Below are 22,299 nucleotides of genomic sequence, written 5' to 3' on the forward strand. Positions count from 1 at the left end.
CCACGCCTATCCCTGCCTCTCCGGTGTCTCGGTCTCGTCGCCCTGGTCCTGGTCCTGGCCCTCGTCGTCCTGGTCCTCGTCGACCTCGTCCAGGGGCGGGCACTGCCCCCGGCAACGGCCCAGGCACCCGCACGGCAGCCGCGACGGGCGGACCTGCTGCCCTGGGGGCGCGGAGAGGTCCACGTCGACCTGCTGACCGTCGATCCACCCCCACCCGGTGAAGGCGCTCAGGCCGCCGGGCGAGGCCTGCGCGGAGCGGCCCAGGGCCCGCTGGGTGGAGGTGATCGCGCGCACGGTGCGCTGCGCTGCACGCTGTCCAGGAAGGGCGCTCACGGGGGGTCTCCTACGAACGGGTCGCCGAGCGGGATGAGGCTGATTCCGACGTTCTCGCCGTTGTCGCCCCAGTCGACATCCACGTCGGACAGGCGGTACGGCTGGGACGCCCCCATGCACATGCCGGTCGCGGCGACGTCGATCCGCACCCCCGGCACGAGCTGCCTCATGGACACCGGGGCGGTCACGGCCAGGCCGGCGCCGTCCGGGATACGCAGCGACGTCGGCACGGGGTTGCGGCCGGTGTAGGAGCCGCGCGCGATCTGCCACAGGTCATAGGCCGTCAGGCCCTCGGCCGTGGTGCGGATCAGCACGTCCAGCCGCCCGTACACCGAGGACACGACACCGGACACCCCGAACTGGGAGCCCGTGATGTCCTGGTCCTCTTGGTTGGACACCCACACCAGGGAGGCCGCGTTCGTGCCGTCCCGCACGATCTCGACGTCGCCGGCGAACGAGTCGAGCGTCAGCCGGGCCTGGGCCGGGTCGGCGGTCGTCTGCGGCCGGCCGAGGATCAGCGCGCGCCCCACGGTGGTGTACTCCAGGCCACGAGGCACGAGCTCGTCGTCCAGGATGCGCAGGATGGGGACGATCCAGATCTCGTTATCGAGGCTGCCGTCCTTCTCGAACCGCGCGTTCACGGTGTCGTCCTGGCGGACGATGTAGGGCAGCATCTCCGGCCAGTCCGGTTGGGACGCGAACAGTCCACCGGCCAGGTTCTCCGTGATGATGGCCTCCGCGATCTCCTGGATCGGGCCCTGGTGCTTCGGGTCGGCCTGGTTGGCGGACACGTACCGCAGCAGCGTGGTGTTGACCGTGCGCGCCAGCCACTCCGTGACGTCCCGGGCCTCGATCACGAACCGCGTCCGGTTCTCCGTCACCCGGAACACCGGCCCCTGCCACACCAGCTCCGCGTCCCGGTAGATGGACAGCTCATGGGCGAACGGCTCGACCTTGCCCAGCAGGCCGCAGCACTCCGCCCCCGCCGCTCCCTTGGCGATCGTGATGGACGCCTCGCTCGTGTCGTTCAGCGTCCGGTTCCAGGAGACGGCCGTCAGCGACGACACCCCGGGGGAGGTGAACGGCAGCGACCCGCCGCGCCAGTGGATGACGGCCCGGTACTCCTGCGGGCACCCGAGGACAGCCACGTCAGCCCACATCCGATCGCGGAACGAGGAGCACCCGGGCACGCGCGTCAGCGGCCGTCGTCGCGGAGGTGGACAGGATCTCGATGCACACACCGGTCGGGCACGAAAACACCGGCCACTCGAAGGACTGGCCCAGCGGCCCGTAAAGGATCGGCGCGCTGGTCGAGGAGTCCAGCGACCCGGACGAGCACTCGACCTCCGCCGTCTGCGTCCGGCCGTCCACGATGAGCTTCGCCCCGGCAGGCAGGTAAGGGATCTGGATGTCTGTGCACGCGCTACAGGGGTCCGCGACGTCCATGCAGTCCCCGCCCAGGGGGTTCGCCCAGAAACGCACCACGAGGCGACGCAGCGCCGTGGCGCCGGTCTCCAGCTCCAGGACCGGCACTGCCTCCAGCCACTCCGGCTGATCCTGCGGGGACAGTGCCACCACGGACCGCCGGAACTCCGCCGGCCCCGTCGGGTAACAGGCGTCCACCGGCACCGGCGCCCGGATCGGCAGCGGCGGCAGAGGACACAGCGGGTCCTCGAGGCAGGGGTCTGCCTCCACGCAGTCCCCATAGATCTCATCCGGGTCGAACGTGATCAGCGCGCCGTCCGCGAGGTCCACCCAGTCCGTGAGGGTCTGCAGCGGCTCCCGGAAGATGTACGGCACCCCGGCGGCCAGGGTGAACGTCGCCTCCGCGATGATCCCCTCCGGGTAGTACCGGGTGGTGGTGATCTCCGGCCCGGACAGCAGCCCGACGCCGAACAGGTGCCGCAGCTCCCCCAGGCCGGTACCGGTCGGGCAGCACGCGAACACCCCCAGCTCCTCGCCCGCGCAGCTCCCCTCACACGGGGCACCGCGCAGCGCAGAGGCGAGCCACTCCAGCGCGTAGGCCAGGGCGCACTCGTCCAGCGCCAGCAGGAGCACGGTGTACGAGATCTCCCGGTGGGAGCGGCGCGCGACCCCCAGCGCGGCGCCGTCCCCGACGAGCTGCACCGGGTCACGGGACAGGGTGGACCGCGAGAACCCGGAGACGCTCAACCCCATGACGCCGAGGAAGTCCGCGGACTCCGGGACGGCCGAGTCGTACCAGGGCGCAGGGTCGCTCACCGGGTCCGCGTACGGGGCATCGTTCAGCGCGGTCGCGATGTCCGGGCACGGGTCACAGCTCGTGAGCAGGCACACCGGCTCCGCGTAGGCCGCGGCCCGCGCGGAGTTGATGATCTCCGTACACCCGAAGTCGGCGTAATCCACGATCACGTCGTCACACCCCCGCCGCTCGGGCCATCTGGCCGTACAGGTGCTCCGCCAACACCCGGGAGTCCTGGGCCGGCGTGCTGATGTTCCAGTTGTGGGTGATGTGCCGCTCCCCACCCGAGGAGCCCCCGCCGCCGCCTCCGCGCGGCCCGATGGCGCCACGGGCGGCGAGGAGGTCCAGCAGCCCGGACTTCTCCGCGAGCTCCACCGTCCGGGCCGGCCTCGTGAGCGGCAGGACGACCTCCTTACCGGCCTCACCGATCAGCGCGGCAGTGGGCTGGTTCACGATGCCGCCGTTCGCGAAGGGCAGCAGGTTGCGGACCGCGCTGGGCAGCCCGGACTTGATCTTCGAGACGATCCGCGAGCCGATGTTCCCCAGGCTGTTGACGATCCGTCCGGGCAGCGTCGAGAACAGGCTGACCACGGAGGAGATGAGCGAGGACACGGCGCTGCGGGCGGACCCGATCGCCCGGCGGAACGCGGACGCGATCCGGGAGCCGACCGAGGACAGCGCGGACCCGATCCGGCCGGGGAGCTGCGAGAAGAAGCTGACGACCGAGGAGCCGACCGACCGGGCAGCGGACAGCGCCGAGGAGCCGGCCGACGTGAACGCGGACCGCACCCGCCCGGGGAGCGCGGCGAGCGCGGAGGCGATCCGGCCGGGGAGCTGGGAGAAGAACGTCGCGGCCTGGGACAGGAACGAGGAGATCGCCGACCGCGCGGAGTTGAACGCGTTGGTGAAGGCGGCGAGGATCCGGGAGCCCAGGGACGCGAGCGCGTTGTAGACCCGTCCGGGCAGCTCAGTGAAGATGAAGATCACGGCCGCTACCGCCGTCAGCAGGGCGATGCCCACGGCCGCGACGGCGTTGACGAACAGGTCGACCAGCAGCCCAGGCAGCGCGGCCAGCCCGGCGAGGATCATCCCGGGGAGCTGGGTGAAGAACGTGACGACCGTGTTGAAGCCGTTGGTCAGGGTCGTGCCCAGGGACACGAACAGGTTGGTGAAGAACGTGCCGATCGTGGACGCCAGGGAGCCCAGGGCCGCGATGATGCGGCCCGGCAGCTCGACCACGAAGGTGATCGCGGACGCGAGCCCGGACACGAGGCCGGCGAGCGCGCCGACCACCCCGGCGAGGATCGGCACCACCAGGTTGATCGCGAGCCAGGAGGCGAACCCGGCGGCGATGGCCAGCAGCGGGGCCAGGAGCCGCACGGCCAGGACCACCAGCGGGGCCAGGGCCGCGACGAGCTGCACGATCGGCGGCAGCAGCGGCATGACCGCCGCGACTACGGCGGTGAACGCCTCGATGATCGGCGGCAGGACGGGCAGCAGGGCGTCCGTCAGGGCCGAGATGACCGGGACGAGGGCCAGGGCCACCTGGAGCAGCACGTCCGCGACGGACGCCAGCAGTGGCGCCAACACCCCGATCTGCGCGGCCAGTTGCTGACCCAGGGCGACCGCGAGCGGGGTGATCGCCTGGACCAGGGCCACGAACGCCTGGGTGATGGGCGGCAGGATCGGCATCAGCGCGCCGACCAGGGCGGAGATGATCGGGGCGAAGGCTGCGGCCAGGGCCTGGAGGACGGGGGCCAGGGCTCCGGCCAGGGTGGCTACGAGCTGACCGGCGAGCGGCAGCAGCGGCGTCAAGGCCGTCAGCACCGAGGCGATGGCAGCGCCGACGGGGCCCAGTGATGGGCCGATGGCCGCGAACGCCTCGGCCAGGGCGGAGCCGACCACGGCGAGCGCGGGGGCGATCTGCGCGAGCGCGGGACCGAGGGCGTTGACCAGCCCGACGATCGCGGGACCGAGCGCCGTGAAGATGGGGGCGAGGGCCGGAGCGATGGCGCCGACCTGCGTGATCAGCGCGGCCAGGATCGGGCCTACCTGGGCCGCGACGGTGGCCACCGTGCGGAACAGGTTGCTGATCGCCTCCTGGCCCCGCGCGGAGTTGACGAAGGCCGCCATCTGGCGGGTGATCTCCTGGAGGTTGCCCAGGAACCCGCCCCCGGACTGCTCACCGGCCCGGAACACCCCGGCGATGATCGAGCCGACGTTGCCCAGCAGGTCCCCGAGGCGGGCGAACGCGGTGAGCGCCCCGTCCACCCAGGCGACCGCCTGCCCGCTCTCAGAGATGCGGGTGAGGAAGCCGCCGAGCCGCTCCATCACCCCGGCGATGCCGGAGCCCAGCTCCGCGCCGAAGGCCTTCGCGACGGCCGCGCCGACATCGGTGAAGCCCTGGATCAGCGGCTGGATACCCCGGACCAGGCCGCCGGCCGCCTCCTGGGTGCCCTGGAGGATCGTCCGGGCGTTGTCCAGGAACCGCTGGGACTGGACGAACTTGAGCCCCTCGTCGGCCGCCGCGCCGAAAGCCGCCGCGATGTTCTGGAGGTTGGCCTTCAGCGGCAGCAGGTTGCGGATCGCGCCGTCGATCTGGCCCGCGAACTGCTCGAAGAACGCCTGCTGTACGGCCTGCTGGACTTCCTTGAGCTGGGGTGCCAGGTCGCGGACCGCCGTGACGGCCTCCCGGGCGGCTGGTGCCAGCTTCTCCAGGGCCTCCTGGTACTTCTCCGCGCTGTCCCCGAAGGCGGCCGACAGGGCGTCACCGACGCCGACCAGGGCCAGGCGCAGCGTTCCTGCGGCGGCCTGGAAACCGAGGATCAGCGCGGGGTACGCGGCGATGATCCCGGCCGCCGGGGCAAGGGCCGCGGCCAGTCCGCCGACCGCCGACGCTGCGCCGGCCGCCGCGATGCCGATGGCGCCGATCCGCAGCAGCCCTCCGAGGGCGCCCGCGACCCTGCCGGCGATCCCGCCCAGGGCGCCCAGGGCGCGGCTGAACCGGTTGGTGTCAACGTCCGCGTTGACGTTGATGTCCGGCGGGTTGTGCGCCCGGATACGAGCGTCCAGGCCGTCCAGGTCCGGGACGACGGTGACCTCGAACTCCTGGCCCGCCAGGGCCGCCCGGAGCCGCTCCGCGAACTGGTCGAGGTCCGGGAGGATCGGGATGTTGATCCCGTCCAGGTCCCGCAGCCCCCGGACCAGCGCGCGGTCGAAGCGGGAGAGGTCCGGCAGGATCGGGATGTTGATCCCGTCCAGTCCTCGGAGGCCAGCGACGAGGCGTGACTCGAACCGGGACAGGTCCGGGGCCACGCGGACCGCGACGTCCGGCAGCCCGCGCAGCCCGGCCGCGAGGAGCGTGCGGAACCGGGTGACGTTGGGGGTCACCGCGACCGCCACGGCGTCCAGCCCGCGCAGCCCGGCGGCGAGGAGCGTACGGAACCGGGTGACGTTGGGGGTGACCGCCACCTGGACCGCGTCCAGGCTGCGCAGCCCGGCGGCCAGGAGCGTACGGAACCGGGAGACGTCCGGGGCGACCGCGACCGTGACGGCGTCCAGGCCGCGCAACCCAGCGGCGAGGAGGGTCCGGAAGCGGGAGACGTCCGGGGTGACGGGGACCGGGACGGCCGTGAGCCCGCGCAGCCCGGCGGCGAGGAGCGTCCGGAACCGGGTGAGGTCCGGCGTCACAGGGACGGGGACGGCGTCCAGGCCGCGGAGCCCGGTGGCCAGCAGGGGCCGGAACCGGGACAGGTTCGGGGTGACCGCCACGGGGACGGCGTCCAGGCCCCGGAGGCCGGCGACGAGGAGCGGCCGGAAGCGGGTGACGTCCGGGGTGACCGCCACGGGGACGGCGTCCAGGCCGCGCAGCCCGGCGGCCAGGAGGGTGCGGAAGCGGGTGACGTCTGGGGCGACCGCGACGGTGGCCGACAGCCCGCGCAGCCCGGTGGTGAGGAGTCGGCTGAACCGGCGCGTGTCCGGCTCGACCTGGACGCTGACGGCCCCGGCCGCCGTCAGGCTCCGCTGGATGTTCCGCCGGATGGTCGCGCCGACGGTGCGCGTACTGCGGTCCAGTGCCGTCTGGATCCGCTGACCGAGAGCACGAGCGTCGGCGACCGCGTCCGTATCGTCCAGCTCGATACGGATGCGGCCGACGCCGTAATCCTCTTCCTCGGCCAAGGCAACCCCACGCAGTGCGGTGGATTGCCCGGCCCAAAACCAGCGGCAGGACCCAGGTTAGCCGGTGGGCCGTCCGGCGAGCTTTGCGTCCTCGGCGGCGAGCTGCGCCATCAGGGCTTGAGCCCCGGACCGGTCAAGCCCGGCGGCCGGGGGCGGACGCATCCGCCGGCCCCCGGGACCGGCCGGTCGAGGCGGGGCGTAGAGCTTCGCGCGGTTGCGGTCCCGCTCGGCCTGGTCCTCGGCGGAGTCCTCGATCGCGGCCTCGGCGGCGGCGAGCATGACCCTCAGCGGCCACGCGTGGATGTCGACCCCCTGGAGGGCGAGGCGCCCCTCCCACGCGGTGTAGGACGCTGCGATGCTGTCGCAGAGTCGTTGGACGACGTAGGAGGGCGCTGCCCGCCGGCACCTCCGTACAGCTCGACGACCCACTCCATCAGCTCCACGAGGACGCGGTCCGGCAGTCGGAGACCGGCGTCCACGACCTTGCCGCCCTTACGGCCCTCCGCGGCCTCCTTCGCCTCATCCGGCGTGGAGTGGGAGCTGACCGTCTTGCCGCCCGCGCGGACCTCCCAGCGGGCGAACTCCTCGGCGGACTCCGGCAGCATGAGGGACGCGAGGAACACGCGTAGCGCGACGTTCGCCTCCCGGACCTGGGACAGGTCGACGTTCGCGGCGTCGGACAGGTCCACGTTCAGCTTCTTGGTGGTCTCCTGGAGCCGCCCGTAGGAGTCCAGGAAGTCATCCCCGAGGACTTCCGGCTGGAACAGCAGCGTCGTGTCGTCGCCGATCTCGGCCTCGTGCGGTCGCGTGTTGATCGCGAATTTCTTAGTGGCCACGGTGGTGCCCTTCTCCCCTCCCGTGCGGTCGCCCGGCCCAGAACCAGCGGCGTCAGGGGGGAAGGGTAGAGCACGGGCGAAACCGCTGATCTACCTCAAATGCGGTTGGACCGGCCCACAGTGGGGCCATGCTCCCGGCATGAGCATCTTCCCCAGGCGCAACCGGCGCCGTACCCAGTCCACCGGCAGCTCCTCGACCGCCCCGGCCCCGGCGCCCCGCGCGACCGACAGCACCGTCTACTACGACACCAGCCCGGCCCCCTCGTACGGCTCGTGCGACTCCTCCAGCTCCTCCAGCTCCTCGTCGTCGTCCTGCTCCTCCTCGTCGGACAGCGGCGGCGGGGGCGGATGCGACTGACCCCCAGCACGCGACCGGGCCCCCGCCGACCGTCGGCGGGGGCCCGTCCTGCTGTCCGGGGTCAGCGGCCTTCGCGCAGCGCGTCCCCGAGGAAGTTGTTCGCCCTGGTCCCGGGGTGGTTGACCTTCTTCGCGAACACGGTCCGCCCGCCCATGTCGAACCGCAGCGCCTTCGCCCGGCGCGGCCGGATGACGTGTGGCCTCGTGCCGTCCAGCACGTAGAGCACGGCCGGGTGGTCGCACGTGATGACGCCCTGGAGCCCGCGCGGCCCCTCCTCGATCGTCCAGGACACGTAGTCCCCCATCGAGCCCGGCGCCCGCCGCTCCGCGATGCCGGCGACCCTCCGCGTCTTGCGGCGCAGCGCACGCTCCGCGATCCCGCCGCGCGCCCGCAGCGCACGGGCGATCCGCCCCTGATCGATCCTCACCTCAACGCTCACGGGCTCTCCTCACTCGGACACGGGCACGACGCGGACAGGGCAACGGTCACCCGCTGCTCGACCCCCATGCAACCGCCTTCCTGCTCCAGGACCCGCTGCGCGCCGAGGAAGAACACCGGGCCCCGGCGCCTGGTGCCGGTCGTCGGCAGGCAGCACAGCAGCGCGTTCGTGATCGCGGCCCCGTCGACGTGCACCGTCCGGGCCGCGGCTGCCAACTCCTCGCACGTCGGCGGGCACCCGCCGCTGTCCATCACCGGGGCGCAGCGCAGCAGCGTGACGACGAGCTCCACGGCGATCGCGGCCGGCGGCTGGCAGTTCCTCACGCCCTGGACCACCCGGTCATCCACCGGGAACGAGGACGTCGCGTACGTCCGGGCCACATGGACGGTCAGCTGACCGCCGGCGCCCTTGCCGTCGACGCCGCACGGGTCGTTGCAGCCGTCCCACGCGGGCGGGCCGGGGACGACGCACGCGCGGCACGGACAACCCGGGTGGTCCTCGACCGTCGCGGCCGTCTCGTCCAGGGACTGGCACACACAGGCCAGCACGGTCTCGGCCATCTCGTGGATGGCGAGCGGGTTCATGGCCATGTCGTCACCCGGGGCCGCCGGTAGTCCGGGGAGAAGACGCGCGACGGCGAGGCAAGGCGGTGCGGGTTCACGGTGGACAGCCACAGGTCCACCAGGGGAAGCCCGGTCCGTCCCTCCGCGAAGATCACCGTGGGATCGGCCATCTCGATCTCAACGCCCCGGCGCACCACCCGCGTCACGTTGCCCGGCAGGCGGCACTCCCCGCACCCCTTCGTCCCGGCGGGCAGGCAGGCCAGGATGAGCTGGCAGGTCAGCTCCGACACAGCGGCGATCGCGGCCTCGTCCAGGGGCAACCCCCAGCGGTACGTCACGGTGAAGGTGCCCGGGGAGCCCTCCGGCGCGGCCATGTCCTGGCAGGTGGGCCAGCACTCCCCGTCGGTGCGCACCAGCAGGCCCGGCGCGTCCACGCGGTATGCCTCCGGCACCAGGTCCACGCCGTCCACGTTGACGCTGACGACGTCGTAGACGGGCCCGGGGAGCTTCACCTCGCACAGCTCCCCGCAGGAGCAGTCCGACGAGGAGCCGCAGCCGCAGACGCTCGCGTTGCGCCACGCCCCGTCCGTCCCGATGTACGGCACCCACGGCCCGGTACCCACCCCGGCCTGGAACGAGATCGGCGCCGCGTCGAGGCACGCCCGGCGGCACGGCCGTACGGTCACCGGGCACGGCCCCCAGCGCATCCCGGACAGCCGCCAAAGAGTCTGGGATGCAACCCGCGTCCACCGGTCGATGACCGCCTCGTCCAGGTCCTCGGGCAGGGTGCAGCACAGCTCCACCTCCCACGGGTCACACGGCCCGACTTGCAGCGGCATCAGCGACTCCCGGGACGCTCGTACGGGGACGGGGAGGGGAAGGACCGGCGGATGAACTGGCCGACGTGCCCGAACGCGAAGGAGTCCGGCATGGTCGACAGGAACCGGGAGTTCGGGCCGTAGCCCTGGGGGGCGCGGTGCAGGATCTTCACGTCCCGGATCTCCTCGCCCCCGAGGCCGGCGACGTTGCCGTACGCCGTCCGCTTGTGCAGCACGTCCAGGTGGCGGCCGTACTCCAGGACGGTGATCATCCCCAGCTTGTCCACAGGCATCGGCACGTGGAGCTCGTAGGACAGCGGGTTGGCGATCCCGAGGCTTTCCAGCAGGTCACGGGTCTCCCGCATCCCCCGCAGGTAGGCCCCGGACGAGCGGGCGGCGTAGTAGGTCTCCACGCTGCGCACGGTGCCCCTGTGGAGGACGGGCATCCCGCCGACCACGGGGTGCATGACGAACATGTCGTCGTTGGCCAGCAGGAACGTCGAGGACACCCCGGGGTGCTGGCAGGCCGCCTCCACGGCGGCCGTCGTGTTCTTGTACTTCGTCCCGCCCTGGACGGTCGGGATGTGCTCGACGCCGACGGCCCAGCGCGGCCGGTGGCCCACCAGCCACACCCGGCCGTGCGGAAGGTTGGCCGCCCACGACCGCAGCGCGTAGCGCAACGGCTCGTTGACGGCCCCCTCCCGCACCGGAACGACGAGGTCCGGCGCGTCCACGGTCAGCTCGCGAGGCACAGGTCGCCGGTGACGGCGGTGTACTCGCAGGTGGCCTCCGGCGGCGCCACGTTGGTGACGAAGGTCCGCCGGTGGCACGCGGAGCCGAGCGGGGTGAGCAGCGGACCAGCGGTACCGGCGAGGTCCACCGGCATGACGTCGTACGGGCCGACACCCCAGCCGCCCCCGGCGCGGGTGGCGCCGGTGAGGGTGAGGGACACGGCCTCGCTGCCGATCTCCATGTTGCCGAGCTGCCCGTTGGTGACCCACGGCATCAGGAAGTAGATCCAGGCGCCGTCACCGCCCGTTGCCTCACAGACGTCGTCGCCCAGCACCTCGGCCCACAGCTCGATCGCGAAACCGCTGTTGCACTGCACCGAGCAGTCGTCGTAGCCGATGGGGGTGCCGTCGAAGCCGTAGACCACCGGGTTGCCCGTCGTGATCTCGATGAACTCCGGGCTCACGGAGAAGAACGACAGCTCCACGTCGAAGCCCCGGAACGAGGGACACCCGCGCTTGAAGCCACACACGCGCCCGTTGGCCGCGCGGTACTCGACGTCCTCGCCCTCCTCCGTGTTCGGGTTCATGGCGAGGGTGGCGAAGCAGTCGAACACGAAGCCGTTGTCCTCGCCACAGACCGGACGGCCACAGCCGTCGACCCGGGTGACGCGGATGGTGTCGGCGTTCGCGATGAGGGGACAGGGCACTGGGGGCCTCCAACAGTCTCGCGTGTTGGTCGGCCCGGCCCAGAACCAGCGGCGACGTAATCAGCATAGCGGCGGCAGGCGCGGAGCCACGGGGGTACAGCAGCGCGCGGTGCCCTCCGGAGGGGTCCCGGGAGCACCGCGCGCTGGCAGGGCGGCAGGCGTCCGCTCAGCCGGTCGGCTCCTCGGCCGGGGGCTGGACGTCGGACAGGTTCCTCACGGGCTGCCGCTCGTAGTCCTGGCCGTGCTCCGCGAGACGCTCGTGGAACTCCTCCTCGGTGATCTCCGTCCAGTCCTCCGGAGGCGGCAGCACGCCCCCGGTGCGCATGAGCGACGTACCGGACGGCGAGGCGTAGTAGCTGGACACCAGGGCTCTCCTTACGGGGTGTTCGTCTGGGTGTCGATCGTGGCGTCGGAGATCCACGAGTGGATGGCCGTGACCTGCCCGGCCGACACGTTGATGGCCGGCCACATGATGCAGGAGGCACCGGAGGCGGCCGGGATGTTCCACAGGGCCTCGTTCGCCGTGCCGTTGCCGCGCTCCCGGTGCGCCTGGCCCACAGCGGTGAGGTGGCCCCACAGCGGGCGGACCTGAAGCGGGCCGCCGTCCTGCTGCACGACGAGGCCGACCTCGAACACAGCGGTCGCGTTGTGCTCGATGTCCCACGTACCGGAGTTCGTGATCTCGTAGCCCCACGTCCGGCACTGGTTCCCCAGGAAGTTCGCCGGGATGTTGAACTGCTGGTTCGCGCCCGGGTCGATGATGACCCAGCCGCCGGTCGGACCGATCGGGGTGAGGAAGCCCCCGGCGAAGTGCTCGACGTAGATCTGATCCATGGCGCTGTAGTGGTCCGGCGGCGTCCACAGGGCGCCCGTGTCCGGGTCACAGTGCAGCGTGGAGTACAGCGTGGCGTCACAGGCCCAGTCGTCCGCCCAGGGCCGTTCCCCGGCGACCGGGAACACGGAGAACGGGGAGGCCGTCGTACCCGCGCCCTGGAGGCCGCAGCCGACCTCTGTCGGCGGGACGAACAGGCCGCCGTCCGTACCGAACTCCACCAGGTTCCCGGCGTCGGTGGACAGACGCGCCTCGATCTCGCCGGTGCCTGCCGTGTAGGCCGCTCCGTCGCCGGCCGTGAAGCAGGTGCGGACGTCGGCGCACTCGACGTACAGGCCGTCCGGCCCGGCCTCCAGCAGGTTGGAACCGCCTCCAGGAGGTGCGGGGTCGAGGACGACGTCCGTGCTCACCACGTACGGGTCGCCGGCCGCCCCGGTGCCGGTGACGGTGTTGCTCGCGGTCGGGGTGTCCCCGCCCTGGAGCGCGGTGCCGCTGCCGGGCGGGACGTACAGCCCGCCGTCCGTACCGAAGGCGACCGTGTTCCCGGCGTCCGTGGAGAGCTGGGCGGCGATCTCCCCGGTGGCGGGGTCGTAGTCGATGCCGTCGCCGGCCGTGAAGCAGGTCCGGACGTCGGCGCACTCGACGTACAGGCCATCCGCTCCCGCCTCGAGGAGGTTGCTCCCGCCACCAGGCGGGGCCGGGTCGAGGATGACGGCCGCGGCCACCTCGTACGGGTCACCGGCCGCGCCCGTACCCGTCACGGTGACGTCCACGGTGGGGGAGTCGGCGGCCTGGAGGGCGGTCGAGGCAGCAGGGGTGTAGAGCCCGCCGTCCGTGCCGAACACGGTGGTGTTGCCCGCGTCCGCCGAGAGCTGGGCGGCGATCTCGCCGGTGGCCGGGTCGTACGCGATGCCGTCCCCGGCCGTGAAGCACGTACGGACGTCAGCGCACTCGACGTACAGCCCGTCCGGCCCGCTCTCCAGCAGGTTGGACCCGCCACCAGGCGGAGCGGGGTCGAGGATGACGACGGCCGACACCTCGTAGGGGTCGCCGGCCGCACCCGTGCCGGACACGGTGACGTCCACGCTCGGGGAGTCCGCGGCCTGGAGGGCGGTGGACGCGGCCGGGGTGTAGAGCCCGCCGTCCGTCCCGAACACGGTGGTGTTGCCCGCGTCCGCCGAGAGCAGCGCGGCGATCTCGCCGGTGGCCTCGTCGTACGCGATGCCGTCCCCGCCGGTGAAGCAGGTACGCACCTGGGCGCACTCGACGTACAGGCCGTCAGGACCGGACGCCAGGAGGTTCGTTCCCCCGCCGGGCGGGGCCGGGTCGAGGATGACGTCCGACGTGAGGACGTACGGGTCACCGGCCGTTCCCGTGCCCGTGACCGTGTTGTCCACGGTGGCCGTGTCCCCGGCCTGGATCGCGGTAGGGACCGGGTCGACCGTGATGGTGTAGGGCGCCGCTGCGGACCCGTTGCCGTCCACGGTGACGCCGGGGCCGGCGATGACGGAGCAGGAGCAGCGCGGGACTCCGCAACATGCAGCCATGAGCCTTATCTCCAGGGGTGGAGGATGTCGCCCGGCCCACAACCAGCGGCGTGATCGAGTCTAGGTGTGCGCCTGCCCGCTACGGGGCCGTGGCGTGGACGTGCACGGTGATGCTCGGGGCCGGAATGGACGCCGCGAGGATCTGGATACCGAGGAGCGACACGACCGGCGCGCCGAGCACGTTGACCGTCGTGGCCGTGGCCGAGTTGGCCGTGACCGTGGCCGACCGGAACCCGGCCGCCGCTTGAAGCGCGACGGTCACGACCGGCGGGACCGAGAACGTCCCGGCCGGCCAGTTGAAGGTCACGTTGCCGTTGGCATCGGTGACCCCGGTCGCGCGCTCCACGCGGCCGGAGATCGGCGTGTAGTGGCCTCTGGTGGGCATCGGTCAGGCCGTCGCTTCCGGTCAGATTTCCCTGGTCGAGGTGACGATGAAGTCGTGGCCGGCCGCGCCCGTGAAGACGAACGCGTCCTGCAACGTCTCCCCGGTGTCCCCGCCCCGGTCGACGGACCAGGTGAGCGACGTCCCAGCCGGGAGCGCGACCGCAGTCCCGCCGCCGATCGCGACCGTCGGAGCGCCCGCGTAGACGTTGACCGTGACGGACCTCGCCCCGGCCGTGATCGTGATGTTCCCGACGCCGGTCTGCCGCTGGATCGTGGAGTCGATCACCGGGTTCGCGGTGGCCGCGTCCTCGCAGCGGTGGACGACGCCGGTCGGCACGTACGGCGTGGTCCCGTCCAGGGCCGTGTCCGTCGTGACCGGGGCGCCGTCCTCGGTGGTGTACCGGCGGAGGAACTGGCCGACGTCGTCACAGAGGACGTCGTACTCGTTGTCGGGGCGCGCAATCGCTACGGACCCGTTCGTACCGGACATGGGCTATCTCCTTGATCAGGCGATCCGCGCGAAGCGGAGGGTCGTGCGGCCGTCGGTGTTGTCGTTGATCTGCGCCGTGGTGCTGGCGCCGGTGACGTTGGTCCGGCGGCCCTGGAGGCGGACGGTGCGCGCCCCGGGGATCGCGTACTCGACTTGGATCGGGCCGGAGACGTTGTTGCCGACGTTCACGGCGGTCGCGCTGGACACGTTGACCTGGTGGACGAGGACTTCACTGTCCGGGACGGCGGCCCCGGCCGTGACGTCGAACAGGCGGACCGAGACGAAGGTGTTGACGGGCGAGGTCCCCGCCAGGGACGCCCGTACGGTCGCGTCGAGTTGGTACGTCCCGGCGGCCGGTAGCACCACCTGGAGCCCGGTGTCCGTCCAGGCTCCGGAGGCCGTCGGCTGGAGGTTGACGACGGCGGGGAGGCCGGCGAACCCGCGCTCGACCAGGCGCACGCTGGCGCTGGTTCCGGTCATCAGTCCCCCACGCGGTGGGCGAACAGGCCGCTACGCCCGTTCGAGTCGGAAACGAGGTTGGCCTGGGTCGGCTGCGTTCCGAGCTGGAACGTGGTCTTGGCCTCCATGCGCAGGGTCGTCGGCCCCGTGACCCGCAGGTACTTGAGCATGGTCGCGGTGTCGTTGTCGCCGGTCGTCTGCCCGGCCCCGGCGACGTTCTGCCGCACCTGGACGACGAAGGTCTCTGTGCCAGCGACGGCGGCCCCGGCGGTGACGTTGAACATCCGGGCCACCATGAACGTGCCGGCGACCCCGGTGAAGCTGAAGACGCCCCGGGCGACCATGGTCACCGCCCACAGCCCGGCGGACGGCAGCACGAGCGTGGACCCGGCGACCGGCCCGTACGTGTCGTCCGCCAGGGGCAGCAAGTCCGTGGAGGTGGCATAGGTCTCCACAGACGGGTGCTGCGGGCGCAGCGTGGCAGCGGTACCGGTCATCAGTCGCTGATCTTCTGGAAGGCCAGGCGAGAGTTCGCGGTCTGGAGTCCCGTGGTGGCGACCGGGCTACCGCTGGCGTCGAGGCGCATGACCTCCACGCGGATCGTCGTCGGCCCGACGGCCGTGATGAACCGGTGGAAGGTCCCCATGTCCGAGTCGGACATGAAGCTCCCGGGGTTGTTGTCGGCGTTCTGCTGGATCGTGTACTGCGAGCCGCCGACCGCGTTCCCGTTGGTCACGTTGAAGAACCGGCCCGCGATGGCGATGTTGTAGTTGCCGCTGGACGGGTTCGTCGCGATCACGGTGTGCAGGGTCGCGGTGACGTCGTAGACGCCCGACTCCGGGAGGACGACGGACATGGTGCTGGTGACCCAGGTGCCGCTCGGCGTGGCCACCAGGTCCACGAACGCGGCGAGGAGCGTCTCCCCGAACACCGGGGTCAGTCGCGCCCCGACCGTATAGGCGGCCGGGCAGGCGTCGGCCGCAGGGGCGGTCACGTCCACGTCGACGGACCGCTCCGTCGAGACCGCACCGCCGGGGGCCAGGCCCGCAACGGTGACGGTCGGGACGAGGAGACCGGCCGCAGACTCCGTCAGGGCGTTGCAGGAGGCGGGGTCGACGGTGACCTCCGCCGAGGAACCGGAGCGGACGATCATCGGCCCGCCGCAGCACTTGCCAGCCATCAGGCACCTTCCACAGTGAGAGCGTCGGAGGCGGGCAGAGACGCCAGGTAGGCGGCCTCGTCCACTTCCTCGTATCCGAGTTCGGCGTAGGGCGCGGCGTCCCGCAGGTTGTAGACGACCTGGACGCCCTCGCCCTCCTTCGTGAAGTAGCGGGGGTTCTTGGCCTCGTCGCTCATGACGGGGAGCCTCCTTGTTGCTGGAGGGGCCGCCGCCCGGGTGCAGGCGGCGGCCCCGGGGCGGGTCAGTGGTAGGTGTAGTTCAGGAGGTACTGGGAGCCGGCTGCGGCCCCGGCGAAGGAGGCCGCGGCGAGCGCCGTGTCCTCGCACGCGGCGATGGACCAGGTCATGGTGACCCCGGCCGGGATCGGCACTGCGGCGCCGTCGGTCATCGTCGCGTTCACCGTGCCCGCCAGGACGGTCAGGGTGACGCTCTGGAGGCCGGGGAAGGCGGCGGCGAGGTCCTGTGCCGCCGTGCCCGTCACGGCCCGCACGCCGGTGTTCAGTGGCGTGTCGGTGTCGTCTTCCTCGACGGAGCACAGGACCGGGGCGACCGGGGTGTAAGGGAGGGACGGGTCGCCGTCCTCGTACGTGCCGACGAGGACGGGGGCCTCGCCGCCGCACGGGTCGATGGCCCACAGCTCGGTGTAGAAGGCGTCACCGATCCCGTCGCCGTCGGTGTCGTCGCAGCCGCACCGCTCGATGATCTGCTTCCCGCACGCGTCCGACGTCGAGGACAGGGGGGTGCAGTCCAGCGTCACCCCGTCCGGGATCGGCTCCCTGGTGTCGGGGTCCAGGGCGACGACGTTGCCGTTGCAGTCGGAGAGGCGGACCACCGGCCACGGCACGGTGGTGTACGTGACGGCACAGAACCGCTCGTTGGTCGACGGCGGGTCAGCGAACGCGGCCGTGAGGACAGTGAGTCGCACCGGCTCCGAGAACTCGATCCGGAGCCCGTCACCGCCCCCCAGGGCGATAGCGGTCCCTCCGCCGGTCCAGCGGGACAGGCCGTCACCAGCCGTCGCGGTCAGCGTGACCGTGACCCCGCCGACGACCATGGTCCCGACGTAGGTCGGCGAGGAGTTGGCAGGCTGGAGGGCCAGCACCGGGGCGAGACCCGAGAAGTCGAGCAAGCCCCCCAGGTCAGGGCTGGAGAACCGGACGAGTGAGGCGCTGCCCGTGTCGGACTGGTACACGCCCTCCCAGGACGTGACCCGATCCCCGAAGGTGTAGTTCGGTGCGCCGGCCACACCCACCCAGCAGCCCGGGTAGGCCGGGTTCGTGAAGCTGAATCCGACCGAGCTGTCCGGCAGGCTGTAGGTGCACTCGTCCAGGACCGTCCAGGCGCAGCACTGACCGACGGTGCCGGCCACCGCGTACGGGGTGGTGCCGTCGAGGGCGGTGTCCAGGGTGCTGATGACCGCGCCGGTGCAGTCGCGGCACACGGTGCGCAGGAAGGACGTCGAGACGTTGTCCACGACGTCGCACAGGACGAGCTGTTCGCAGTCCCGGCACTCGGCGGGCGTCTCGGCGGGGGCGCACTGGGCCACGGTGCCGGTGACCGTGTACGGGTCGCCGTCCAGGGTCGTGTCGACGGTGGTGACGGTCTCCCCGGTCGCGCAGTCCGTGACGAGGGTCCGGAGGAACTGCGTGGACGCGGTCGCCTCGCAGCCCTCCAGCTCGACCGTCGCCGTGAACTGGTCGGCCGTCCATGCCTTGGCGGTGCCGTGGAAGGTCTCCAGGGCGAGGCCGAACCGGATGTCGCCGGCGGCGACGTCGGCCGCCGTGATCGGCGCGGACACGGTGAGGGTCTGCACGTGCCCCGGCGGGGCGTACAGCTCGACCGGATCGTCCGCGAGGAGCGTCGTTCCCCGGAACAGGCGCAGCGCGCCGTCCCAGAGCTGCCCGGTCCCCGGCCCGTTCTGGGTGACGCGGACGGACACCGTCACCGTGCCCGTGGCGCCGTCACAGCCGGTGGTGTCGCCGGTGACCTGCCCCACGGCGATCCGGTGCTCCTGGGCCGGACCGGCGCCAGCCGGGTAGACCAGGGAGCCGCCGGTCCACAGGGACGTGTACGGGCCGGGGAGGTTCGTGAACTGGGTCTGCGCGATGTCGGCCGCGACCCCGTCAACGATCGTCGGCGTGATCTCCGTGGAATCGTCCGCCGGAACGTCGCACACGAGGATCGTGGAGCTGTTCCGGCACAGCTCCGGCCCGCAGATGCCGACGGTGCCGGTCGGGACGTACGCGGTGCCGTCGAGAAGGTAGTCGGAGTGGCCGCTGATCGCGCCGAGTTCGTCGCGCCGGTAGTCCCGAACGAACGGCGTGCTCGTACCGTCGGCGGCGACGTCGCAGAGCTGGATGACGTCCTGCTCCGGCTGGCTGGTCCCGGCCGGGCAGGTGGTGATCTCACCGACGGGCACGTAGGTGTCGCCGGTGGTGGCGTCGACCAGGCGGACGGAGTCGATCGTGCCGTCGGCGGCGTAGCTGTACTCGATGAGGACCAGGCCGACGACCTCACCCGCCCCGTCGACGTCGCAGAACGTCCCGGAGACCTGCACGGACTGGGAGTCGCCGCCGCACGCCGCTGTTCCGACCGGCGGCGCGCCCGCGCTGAACGTGCCGGTCGTCAGGTTGATCCAGCCCTCGGAGGTGACGACGCCTTCGCAGTCCCGGATCACGGTGACTGCGATCGGGGTTCCGTCGGCCAGGCACAGGCCGATCGTCGCGGTCGGGGTGGTCGGGGACTCGCAGTCGGGGGCGGCCGGGCAGACGCCGACGGTGCCGGTCGGGGTGTACTCGGCCCCGGCCAGGTCGCGGTCGAGGGTGCCGAGGACTTCGCCCTCGCAGTCGTAGGTGGTCGTCCGCACGAACGCGGTGGCCGTGCCGTCCCCGGCGACGTCGCAGAGCACCAGGGCGGTGGTGGTGGCGTTGCAGCCGTCAGGCGAGCACGGGCCGAGCGTGCCGGTCGGCACGTACGCGGCGCCGGTGGCCGGGTTCACGGTCCGGGTGCCGACCCGGTCGCCGCTGATGGTGTCGTAGATCGGCTCGACCAGGGCGACGCCGGCGACCGTGCCGTCCGGGAGGACATCGCACAGCAGCACGGCCTCCACGTCGACACGGGGCGTCGCGGCGGCCCCGGACACGATGACGGGCCCCTGCCCGCAGCATCCACTCACAGCGTTACTCCTTGGGTCCAGGTGATCGTGACGGTTCCGCTGTTCGCGGTGATGGTGAGCGGGCCGGTGAGGGCCGCGTCGACGTCCCGGCCGACGCTCCAGGTGGCGGCCTCGCCGGAGTGCAGGGTGCTCGGCCCGTCCGTGGTGGTGACCGTGCCGGTGCCGCCGTGCGCGACTGCCGTCACCGACTGGAGCGTCGGGTACACCTCGGCGTCCCACGGGTTGGCCCCGACGGCGAGTTCGATCCGGCGGGCCTGGACGCCGATGACCGACTCGGCGCCCTCGTCGGTCTCCGCGCAGTCGATCGGAGCGACCGGGACGTATGGGGCGTCCAGCTCGGCCGTGTACGTACCGATGCTGGTGAGGACGCCTTCGCAGTCGAGGGCCAGCAGCTCGACGTAGTCGGTGTCTGCGATGCCGTCGCCGTCCGCGTCGTCGCAGCGGCACATCTGGATCACGGTGTGCGCCGGGCAGTCCTCGGCGGCCGTGCACAGGCCGGCGGTTCCGGTGAGGGCGTACGGGGTGGTGCCGTTCAGGGTGGTGTCCGTGACCGTGGGGGTGCCCCCTCCGGCCGGGAAGGTGAGGCGGCGCAGGAACGGCACCGGGTCAACGCCATCCACCAGGTCGCAGAGCTGCACGACTTCGGTGTCCGGCTCGACCGGCTCCGCGCCCTCCTCCTCGATGGGGCACACCCCGACCGCGCCCACGGGCGTGTACGGCGTGCTGCCGTCCAGGAGCGTGTCCGTGGTCGACGTGACCGCGCCGGTGCAGTCCCGGCACACCGTGCGGAGGAACTGACCGCCGAGGGTGACGTCCACGGCGCCGAACACCCAGTTGCCGAACCGCTGGCACTGGAGGAGCAGCACGCGCGGGCCCATGTACTGGAGCGCGAAGGTCGACACTCCGCTGATGCGGAACCGGGCGCTGTTCGCCCGGGTGGGGGTCTGGAGCGGGGGGCAGGCGACGAGCGAGGCGTCCCCGGTCAGGACGCGGGTGACCGCGTTGTACGAGTAGCCGGTCGGCAGGCTGATCGGGACCGCGCCAGCCGGGATCTGGACCTGGTTCCGTCCGGTCGTGGCGCCGCTCGTCGTGTGAACGATGACGACGCTGAACTCCGCCGTGACCGGCTGGTCGAACGTGTACGTCGTCAGGGGCACGCTGGGGTTCGGGAAGAGGGCCACACCCCACCAGGCCGCGCCATCGTTCTGCGTGGTCGGAGGGAAGGCGCTGGGGCCGGTGACCGCGTAGGCGACGCCGTTGGACAGCGTCCCGGACGCAGCGGCGCCGGTGATCGTGGCTGCCGGAATCTCCGCGCTGTCGCAAAGGACCTGGCTGGTGCAGTCCAGGCACGTCGACTGGGCGGAGCACACGCCGACCGTTCCGGCGACCGCGTACGGCGTGCCGTCGAGGAGGTAATCCGTGTGCCCGACGATCGCGCCGTTCTCGTCACGGGCGTAGTCCCGCACGAACTCCGTGACCGTGCCGTCCCCGGCGACGTCGCAGAGCTGGACGATGTCCCGCTCCGGCTGGGCGACCCCGGCCGGGCAGGTGGTCACCTCACCCTGGGGGACGTAGTTGGTGCCGGTGGTCGCGTCCACCAGGCGCACGGCGGTGACCGCGCCGTCCGCGCCGTAGGTGTACTCGATCAGCACCAGGCCGAGGACGTCGCCGGTGCCCGGGTCAACGTCGCAGAACGTTCCCGTGGTCGAGATCGAGCGGGGGTTGCCGCACGCCATGGTGCCGACAGGCGGGTCGCCGGCCGCGTAGGTGCCTGTGGTGAGGTTGAGCCATCCGTCCTGGGTGACGGTGCCCTCGCAGTCTCGGGTGACCAGGACCGCGATCGGGGTTCCGTCGGCGAGGCACAGGCCGAGCGTCGCAGCCGGGGTAGTCGGGGCCTCGCACTCCTGGGCCGGGGAGCACACACCGACGTCACCGGTGACGACCCACGGGGTGGTGCCGTCCAGGGCGACGTCCTCGAACGAGGCCGCGTCCCCGAGCCAGAAGTAGCGGCGCAGGAACGGCCCGACCTCATCGCACAGGGGCACGACCTCGGAGGACGTGGAGCCGTACTCGCAGTCCACCGGGGCGACCGGCGTGTACGGGACGGACGGGTCGTCCTGGTAGGTGAGGACCAGGGTGGCCGTGCCGTCGGCCTGGACGCACCACAGCTCCGAGTACGTGGCATCGGCCGCGCCGTCGCCGTCGGTGTCGTCGCAGCGGGTCCGGCAGACGGTGTCCACGCACCCGGAGGTGCACAGGTCTGCATCGTCCGGGGCCGGTCCCGGGGTGAAGACGCCTGCCGTGTCGAGCCAGCCCACGACCTGCGGGTCCGTAGGCTCCTCGCCGCAGTCCCCGCACGCGGAGCGGACGACGAGGAGGATCGTGGAGCCGTCCGCGCGGCACAGGGGCGTCGTCGCGGTGGACGGGGCGCAGCAGGCCGCGGCCTCCCCGCTACCGGCGCAGATTCCGACGGTGCCGGTGACGACGTGCGGGGTGGCGCCGTCGAGATCGAAGTCCTCGAACGTCGCGGTGCCCTGGAGCCAGGTGTACCGGCGCAGGAACGGCCCGGTCTCGTCGCATAGCGTCACCGTCTCCGACTCGGGGCAGCCGTACGTGCACTCCACCGGGGAGACCGGCGTGTAGGGGACGGACGGGTCGTCCTGGTAGGTGAGGACCAGCTCGGCAGTGCCGTCGAGACGGATGCACCACAGCTCTGTGTACGTGGCGTCCGCCTGGCCGTCGCCGTCGGTGTCGTCGCAGAGCTGCCGACAGACCGTGTCGAGGCACCCGGCGTCACAGGGGCCGGCGTCGGCCGGGAGCAGCCCGGGAGTGAACACTCCGGTCGTGGCGTCGATCCAGCCGACCGCGACGGGGTCCGGTGCTGCCTCCCCGCACTCGACACAGCCGGAGCGCACGACCAGGAGCACGGTGGTGCCGTCGGCGCGGCACAGCGGGGCGGAGGCGATCGACGGCGCGCAGCACGTCACCACCTCCACGGGCGTGGTGCCGCCGCCGTCGGCACAGGGAAGGGGCTCGACCGGCATTCC

The 22,299-nt window shown here is 72.1% G+C and carries 22 protein-coding genes; 1 reads left to right on the forward strand and 21 read right to left on the reverse strand.

Annotated features, from left to right (window positions below):
• Nucleotides 1-6: 6 nt before the first annotated feature.
• Genes OG332_RS23845 through OG332_RS23870 form a run of 6 tightly spaced genes read right to left on the reverse strand, consistent with a single transcriptional unit; the run spans nucleotide 7 to nucleotide 7,569 of the window.
• Nucleotides 7-333, reverse strand: a complete 327-nt coding sequence (locus OG332_RS23845; RefSeq protein WP_327415379.1) for a hypothetical protein — start codon at nucleotides 331-333, stop codon at nucleotides 7-9.
• The gene (locus OG332_RS23850; RefSeq protein ID WP_327415380.1) at nucleotides 330-1,481 is read right to left on the reverse strand and encodes a hypothetical protein; all 1,152 of its coding nucleotides are present in this window, start codon (nucleotides 1,479-1,481) and stop codon (nucleotides 330-332) included. Before OG332_RS23850 ends, OG332_RS23845 begins: the two co-directional genes overlap by 4 nt.
• A 1-nt stretch (nucleotide 1,482) precedes the next feature.
• Nucleotides 1,483-2,724 carry a hypothetical protein gene (locus OG332_RS23855; protein WP_327415381.1) on the reverse strand — a complete coding sequence of 414 codons (1,242 nt, stop codon included), beginning with the start codon at nucleotides 2,722-2,724 and terminating at the stop codon, nucleotides 1,483-1,485.
• A 4-nt stretch (nucleotides 2,725-2,728) separates the two neighbouring features.
• Nucleotides 2,729-6,733 (reverse strand): hypothetical protein, encoded by a 4,005-nt coding sequence (locus OG332_RS23860; RefSeq protein WP_327415382.1) that lies wholly within the window; start codon nucleotides 6,731-6,733, stop codon nucleotides 2,729-2,731.
• 57 nt (nucleotides 6,734-6,790) lie between these two features.
• On the reverse strand, nucleotides 6,791-7,012 hold the full coding sequence (locus OG332_RS23865; protein ID WP_327415383.1) for a hypothetical protein: 222 nt from the start codon (nucleotides 7,010-7,012) through the stop codon (nucleotides 6,791-6,793).
• 5 nt (nucleotides 7,013-7,017) lie between these two features.
• Nucleotides 7,018-7,569, reverse strand: coding sequence for a hypothetical protein (locus OG332_RS23870; RefSeq protein ID WP_327415384.1), 552 nt, complete (start codon nucleotides 7,567-7,569; stop codon nucleotides 7,018-7,020).
• A gap of 139 nt (nucleotides 7,570-7,708) precedes the next feature.
• Here OG332_RS23870 and OG332_RS23875 point away from each other — a divergent pair, with 139 nt between their 5' ends.
• Nucleotides 7,709-7,927 carry a hypothetical protein gene (locus tag OG332_RS23875; protein WP_327415385.1) on the forward strand — a complete coding sequence of 73 codons (219 nt, stop codon included), beginning with the start codon at nucleotides 7,709-7,711 and terminating at the stop codon, nucleotides 7,925-7,927.
• A gap of 61 nt (nucleotides 7,928-7,988) precedes the next feature.
• Here the strand turns inward: OG332_RS23875 and OG332_RS23880 are convergent, their stop codons facing one another.
• The 15 genes from OG332_RS23880 to OG332_RS23950 all read right to left on the reverse strand — a co-directional run bounded on the left by OG332_RS23880 (nucleotide 7,989) and on the right by OG332_RS23950 (nucleotide 22,296).
• Nucleotides 7,989-8,366, reverse strand: a complete 378-nt coding sequence (locus OG332_RS23880) for a hypothetical protein (RefSeq protein ID WP_327415386.1) — start codon at nucleotides 8,364-8,366, stop codon at nucleotides 7,989-7,991.
• On the reverse strand, nucleotides 8,363-8,956 hold the full coding sequence (locus tag OG332_RS23885; protein ID WP_327415387.1) for a hypothetical protein: 594 nt from the start codon (nucleotides 8,954-8,956) through the stop codon (nucleotides 8,363-8,365). Before OG332_RS23885 ends, OG332_RS23880 begins: the two co-directional genes overlap by 4 nt.
• Nucleotides 8,947-9,768, reverse strand: coding sequence for a hypothetical protein (locus tag OG332_RS23890; RefSeq protein WP_327415388.1), 822 nt, complete (start codon nucleotides 9,766-9,768; stop codon nucleotides 8,947-8,949). The genes OG332_RS23885 and OG332_RS23890 overlap by 10 nt, the downstream gene beginning before the upstream one ends.
• The gene (locus OG332_RS23895) at nucleotides 9,768-10,499 is read right to left on the reverse strand and encodes a hypothetical protein (protein WP_327415389.1); all 732 of its coding nucleotides are present in this window, start codon (nucleotides 10,497-10,499) and stop codon (nucleotides 9,768-9,770) included. Before OG332_RS23895 ends, OG332_RS23890 begins: the two co-directional genes overlap by 1 nt.
• Nucleotides 10,484-11,185 (reverse strand): hypothetical protein, encoded by a 702-nt coding sequence (locus tag OG332_RS23900; RefSeq protein WP_327415390.1) that lies wholly within the window; start codon nucleotides 11,183-11,185, stop codon nucleotides 10,484-10,486. Before OG332_RS23900 ends, OG332_RS23895 begins: the two co-directional genes overlap by 16 nt.
• Nucleotides 11,186-11,351: 166 nt before the next feature.
• A complete protein-coding gene (locus tag OG332_RS23905; RefSeq protein ID WP_327415391.1) occupies nucleotides 11,352-11,549 on the reverse strand; it encodes a hypothetical protein in 198 nt (65 codons plus the stop codon).
• Nucleotides 11,550-11,560: 11 nt separating this feature from the next.
• On the reverse strand, nucleotides 11,561-13,564 hold the full coding sequence (locus tag OG332_RS23910; protein ID WP_327415392.1) for a hypothetical protein: 2,004 nt from the start codon (nucleotides 13,562-13,564) through the stop codon (nucleotides 11,561-11,563).
• A 79-nt stretch (nucleotides 13,565-13,643) separates the two neighbouring features.
• The gene (locus OG332_RS23915; RefSeq protein WP_327415393.1) at nucleotides 13,644-13,949 is read right to left on the reverse strand and encodes a hypothetical protein; all 306 of its coding nucleotides are present in this window, start codon (nucleotides 13,947-13,949) and stop codon (nucleotides 13,644-13,646) included.
• 21 nt (nucleotides 13,950-13,970) lie between these two features.
• Complete coding sequence (locus OG332_RS23920; protein ID WP_327415394.1) at nucleotides 13,971-14,438, reverse strand: hypothetical protein; 468 nt, start codon at nucleotides 14,436-14,438, stop codon at nucleotides 13,971-13,973.
• 15 nt (nucleotides 14,439-14,453) lie between these two features.
• The gene (locus OG332_RS23925) at nucleotides 14,454-14,918 is read right to left on the reverse strand and encodes a hypothetical protein (RefSeq protein ID WP_327415395.1); all 465 of its coding nucleotides are present in this window, start codon (nucleotides 14,916-14,918) and stop codon (nucleotides 14,454-14,456) included.
• Complete coding sequence (locus OG332_RS23930) at nucleotides 14,918-15,394, reverse strand: hypothetical protein (protein WP_327415396.1); 477 nt, start codon at nucleotides 15,392-15,394, stop codon at nucleotides 14,918-14,920. The genes OG332_RS23925 and OG332_RS23930 overlap by 1 nt, the downstream gene beginning before the upstream one ends.
• Nucleotides 15,394-16,077 (reverse strand): hypothetical protein, encoded by a 684-nt coding sequence (locus tag OG332_RS23935; protein ID WP_327415397.1) that lies wholly within the window; start codon nucleotides 16,075-16,077, stop codon nucleotides 15,394-15,396. The genes OG332_RS23930 and OG332_RS23935 overlap by 1 nt, the downstream gene beginning before the upstream one ends.
• On the reverse strand, nucleotides 16,077-16,253 hold the full coding sequence (locus OG332_RS23940) for a hypothetical protein (protein WP_327415398.1): 177 nt from the start codon (nucleotides 16,251-16,253) through the stop codon (nucleotides 16,077-16,079). Before OG332_RS23940 ends, OG332_RS23935 begins: the two co-directional genes overlap by 1 nt.
• A gap of 65 nt (nucleotides 16,254-16,318) precedes the next feature.
• The gene (locus OG332_RS23945; RefSeq protein ID WP_327415399.1) at nucleotides 16,319-19,252 is read right to left on the reverse strand and encodes a hypothetical protein; all 2,934 of its coding nucleotides are present in this window, start codon (nucleotides 19,250-19,252) and stop codon (nucleotides 16,319-16,321) included.
• Nucleotides 19,249-22,296, reverse strand: a complete 3,048-nt coding sequence (locus OG332_RS23950; RefSeq protein WP_327415400.1) for a hypothetical protein — start codon at nucleotides 22,294-22,296, stop codon at nucleotides 19,249-19,251. The genes OG332_RS23945 and OG332_RS23950 overlap by 4 nt, the downstream gene beginning before the upstream one ends.
• Nucleotides 22,297-22,299 lie beyond the last annotated feature (3 nt).

This window comes from Streptomyces sp. NBC_01233 (assembly GCF_035989305.1).
In the GTDB taxonomy this organism is placed as follows: Bacteria; Actinomycetota; Actinomycetes; order Streptomycetales; family Streptomycetaceae; genus Streptomyces.

Bases quoted from the DNA above. Each gene is read 5' to 3' on its own strand.
- OG332_RS23865 (WP_327415383.1), bottom strand. From the start codon at position 7,012: ATGCTCGCCGCCGCCGAGGCCGCGATCGAGGACTCCGCCGAGGACCAG.
- OG332_RS23875 (WP_327415385.1), top strand. From the start codon at position 7,709: ATGAGCATCTTCCCCAGGCGCAACCGGCGCCGTACCCAGTCCACCGGC.
- OG332_RS23885 (WP_327415387.1), bottom strand. From the start codon at position 8,956: ATGGCCATGAACCCGCTCGCCATCCACGAGATGGCCGAGACCGTGCTG.
- OG332_RS23890 (WP_327415388.1), bottom strand. From the start codon at position 9,768: ATGCCGCTGCAAGTCGGGCCGTGTGACCCGTGGGAGGTGGAGCTGTGC.
- OG332_RS23910 (WP_327415392.1), bottom strand. From the start codon at position 13,564: ATGGCTGCATGTTGCGGAGTCCCGCGCTGCTCCTGCTCCGTCATCGCC.
- OG332_RS23915 (WP_327415393.1), bottom strand. From the start codon at position 13,949: ATGCCCACCAGAGGCCACTACACGCCGATCTCCGGCCGCGTGGAGCGC.
- OG332_RS23920 (WP_327415394.1), bottom strand. From the start codon at position 14,438: ATGTCCGGTACGAACGGGTCCGTAGCGATTGCGCGCCCCGACAACGAG.
- OG332_RS23925 (WP_327415395.1), bottom strand. From the start codon at position 14,918: ATGACCGGAACCAGCGCCAGCGTGCGCCTGGTCGAGCGCGGGTTCGCC.
- OG332_RS23930 (WP_327415396.1), bottom strand. From the start codon at position 15,394: ATGACCGGTACCGCTGCCACGCTGCGCCCGCAGCACCCGTCTGTGGAG.
- OG332_RS23935 (WP_327415397.1), bottom strand. From the start codon at position 16,077: ATGGCTGGCAAGTGCTGCGGCGGGCCGATGATCGTCCGCTCCGGTTCC.
- OG332_RS23940 (WP_327415398.1), bottom strand. From the start codon at position 16,253: ATGAGCGACGAGGCCAAGAACCCCCGCTACTTCACGAAGGAGGGCGAG.
- OG332_RS23950 (WP_327415400.1), bottom strand. From the start codon at position 22,296: ATGCCGGTCGAGCCCCTTCCCTGTGCCGACGGCGGCGGCACCACGCCC.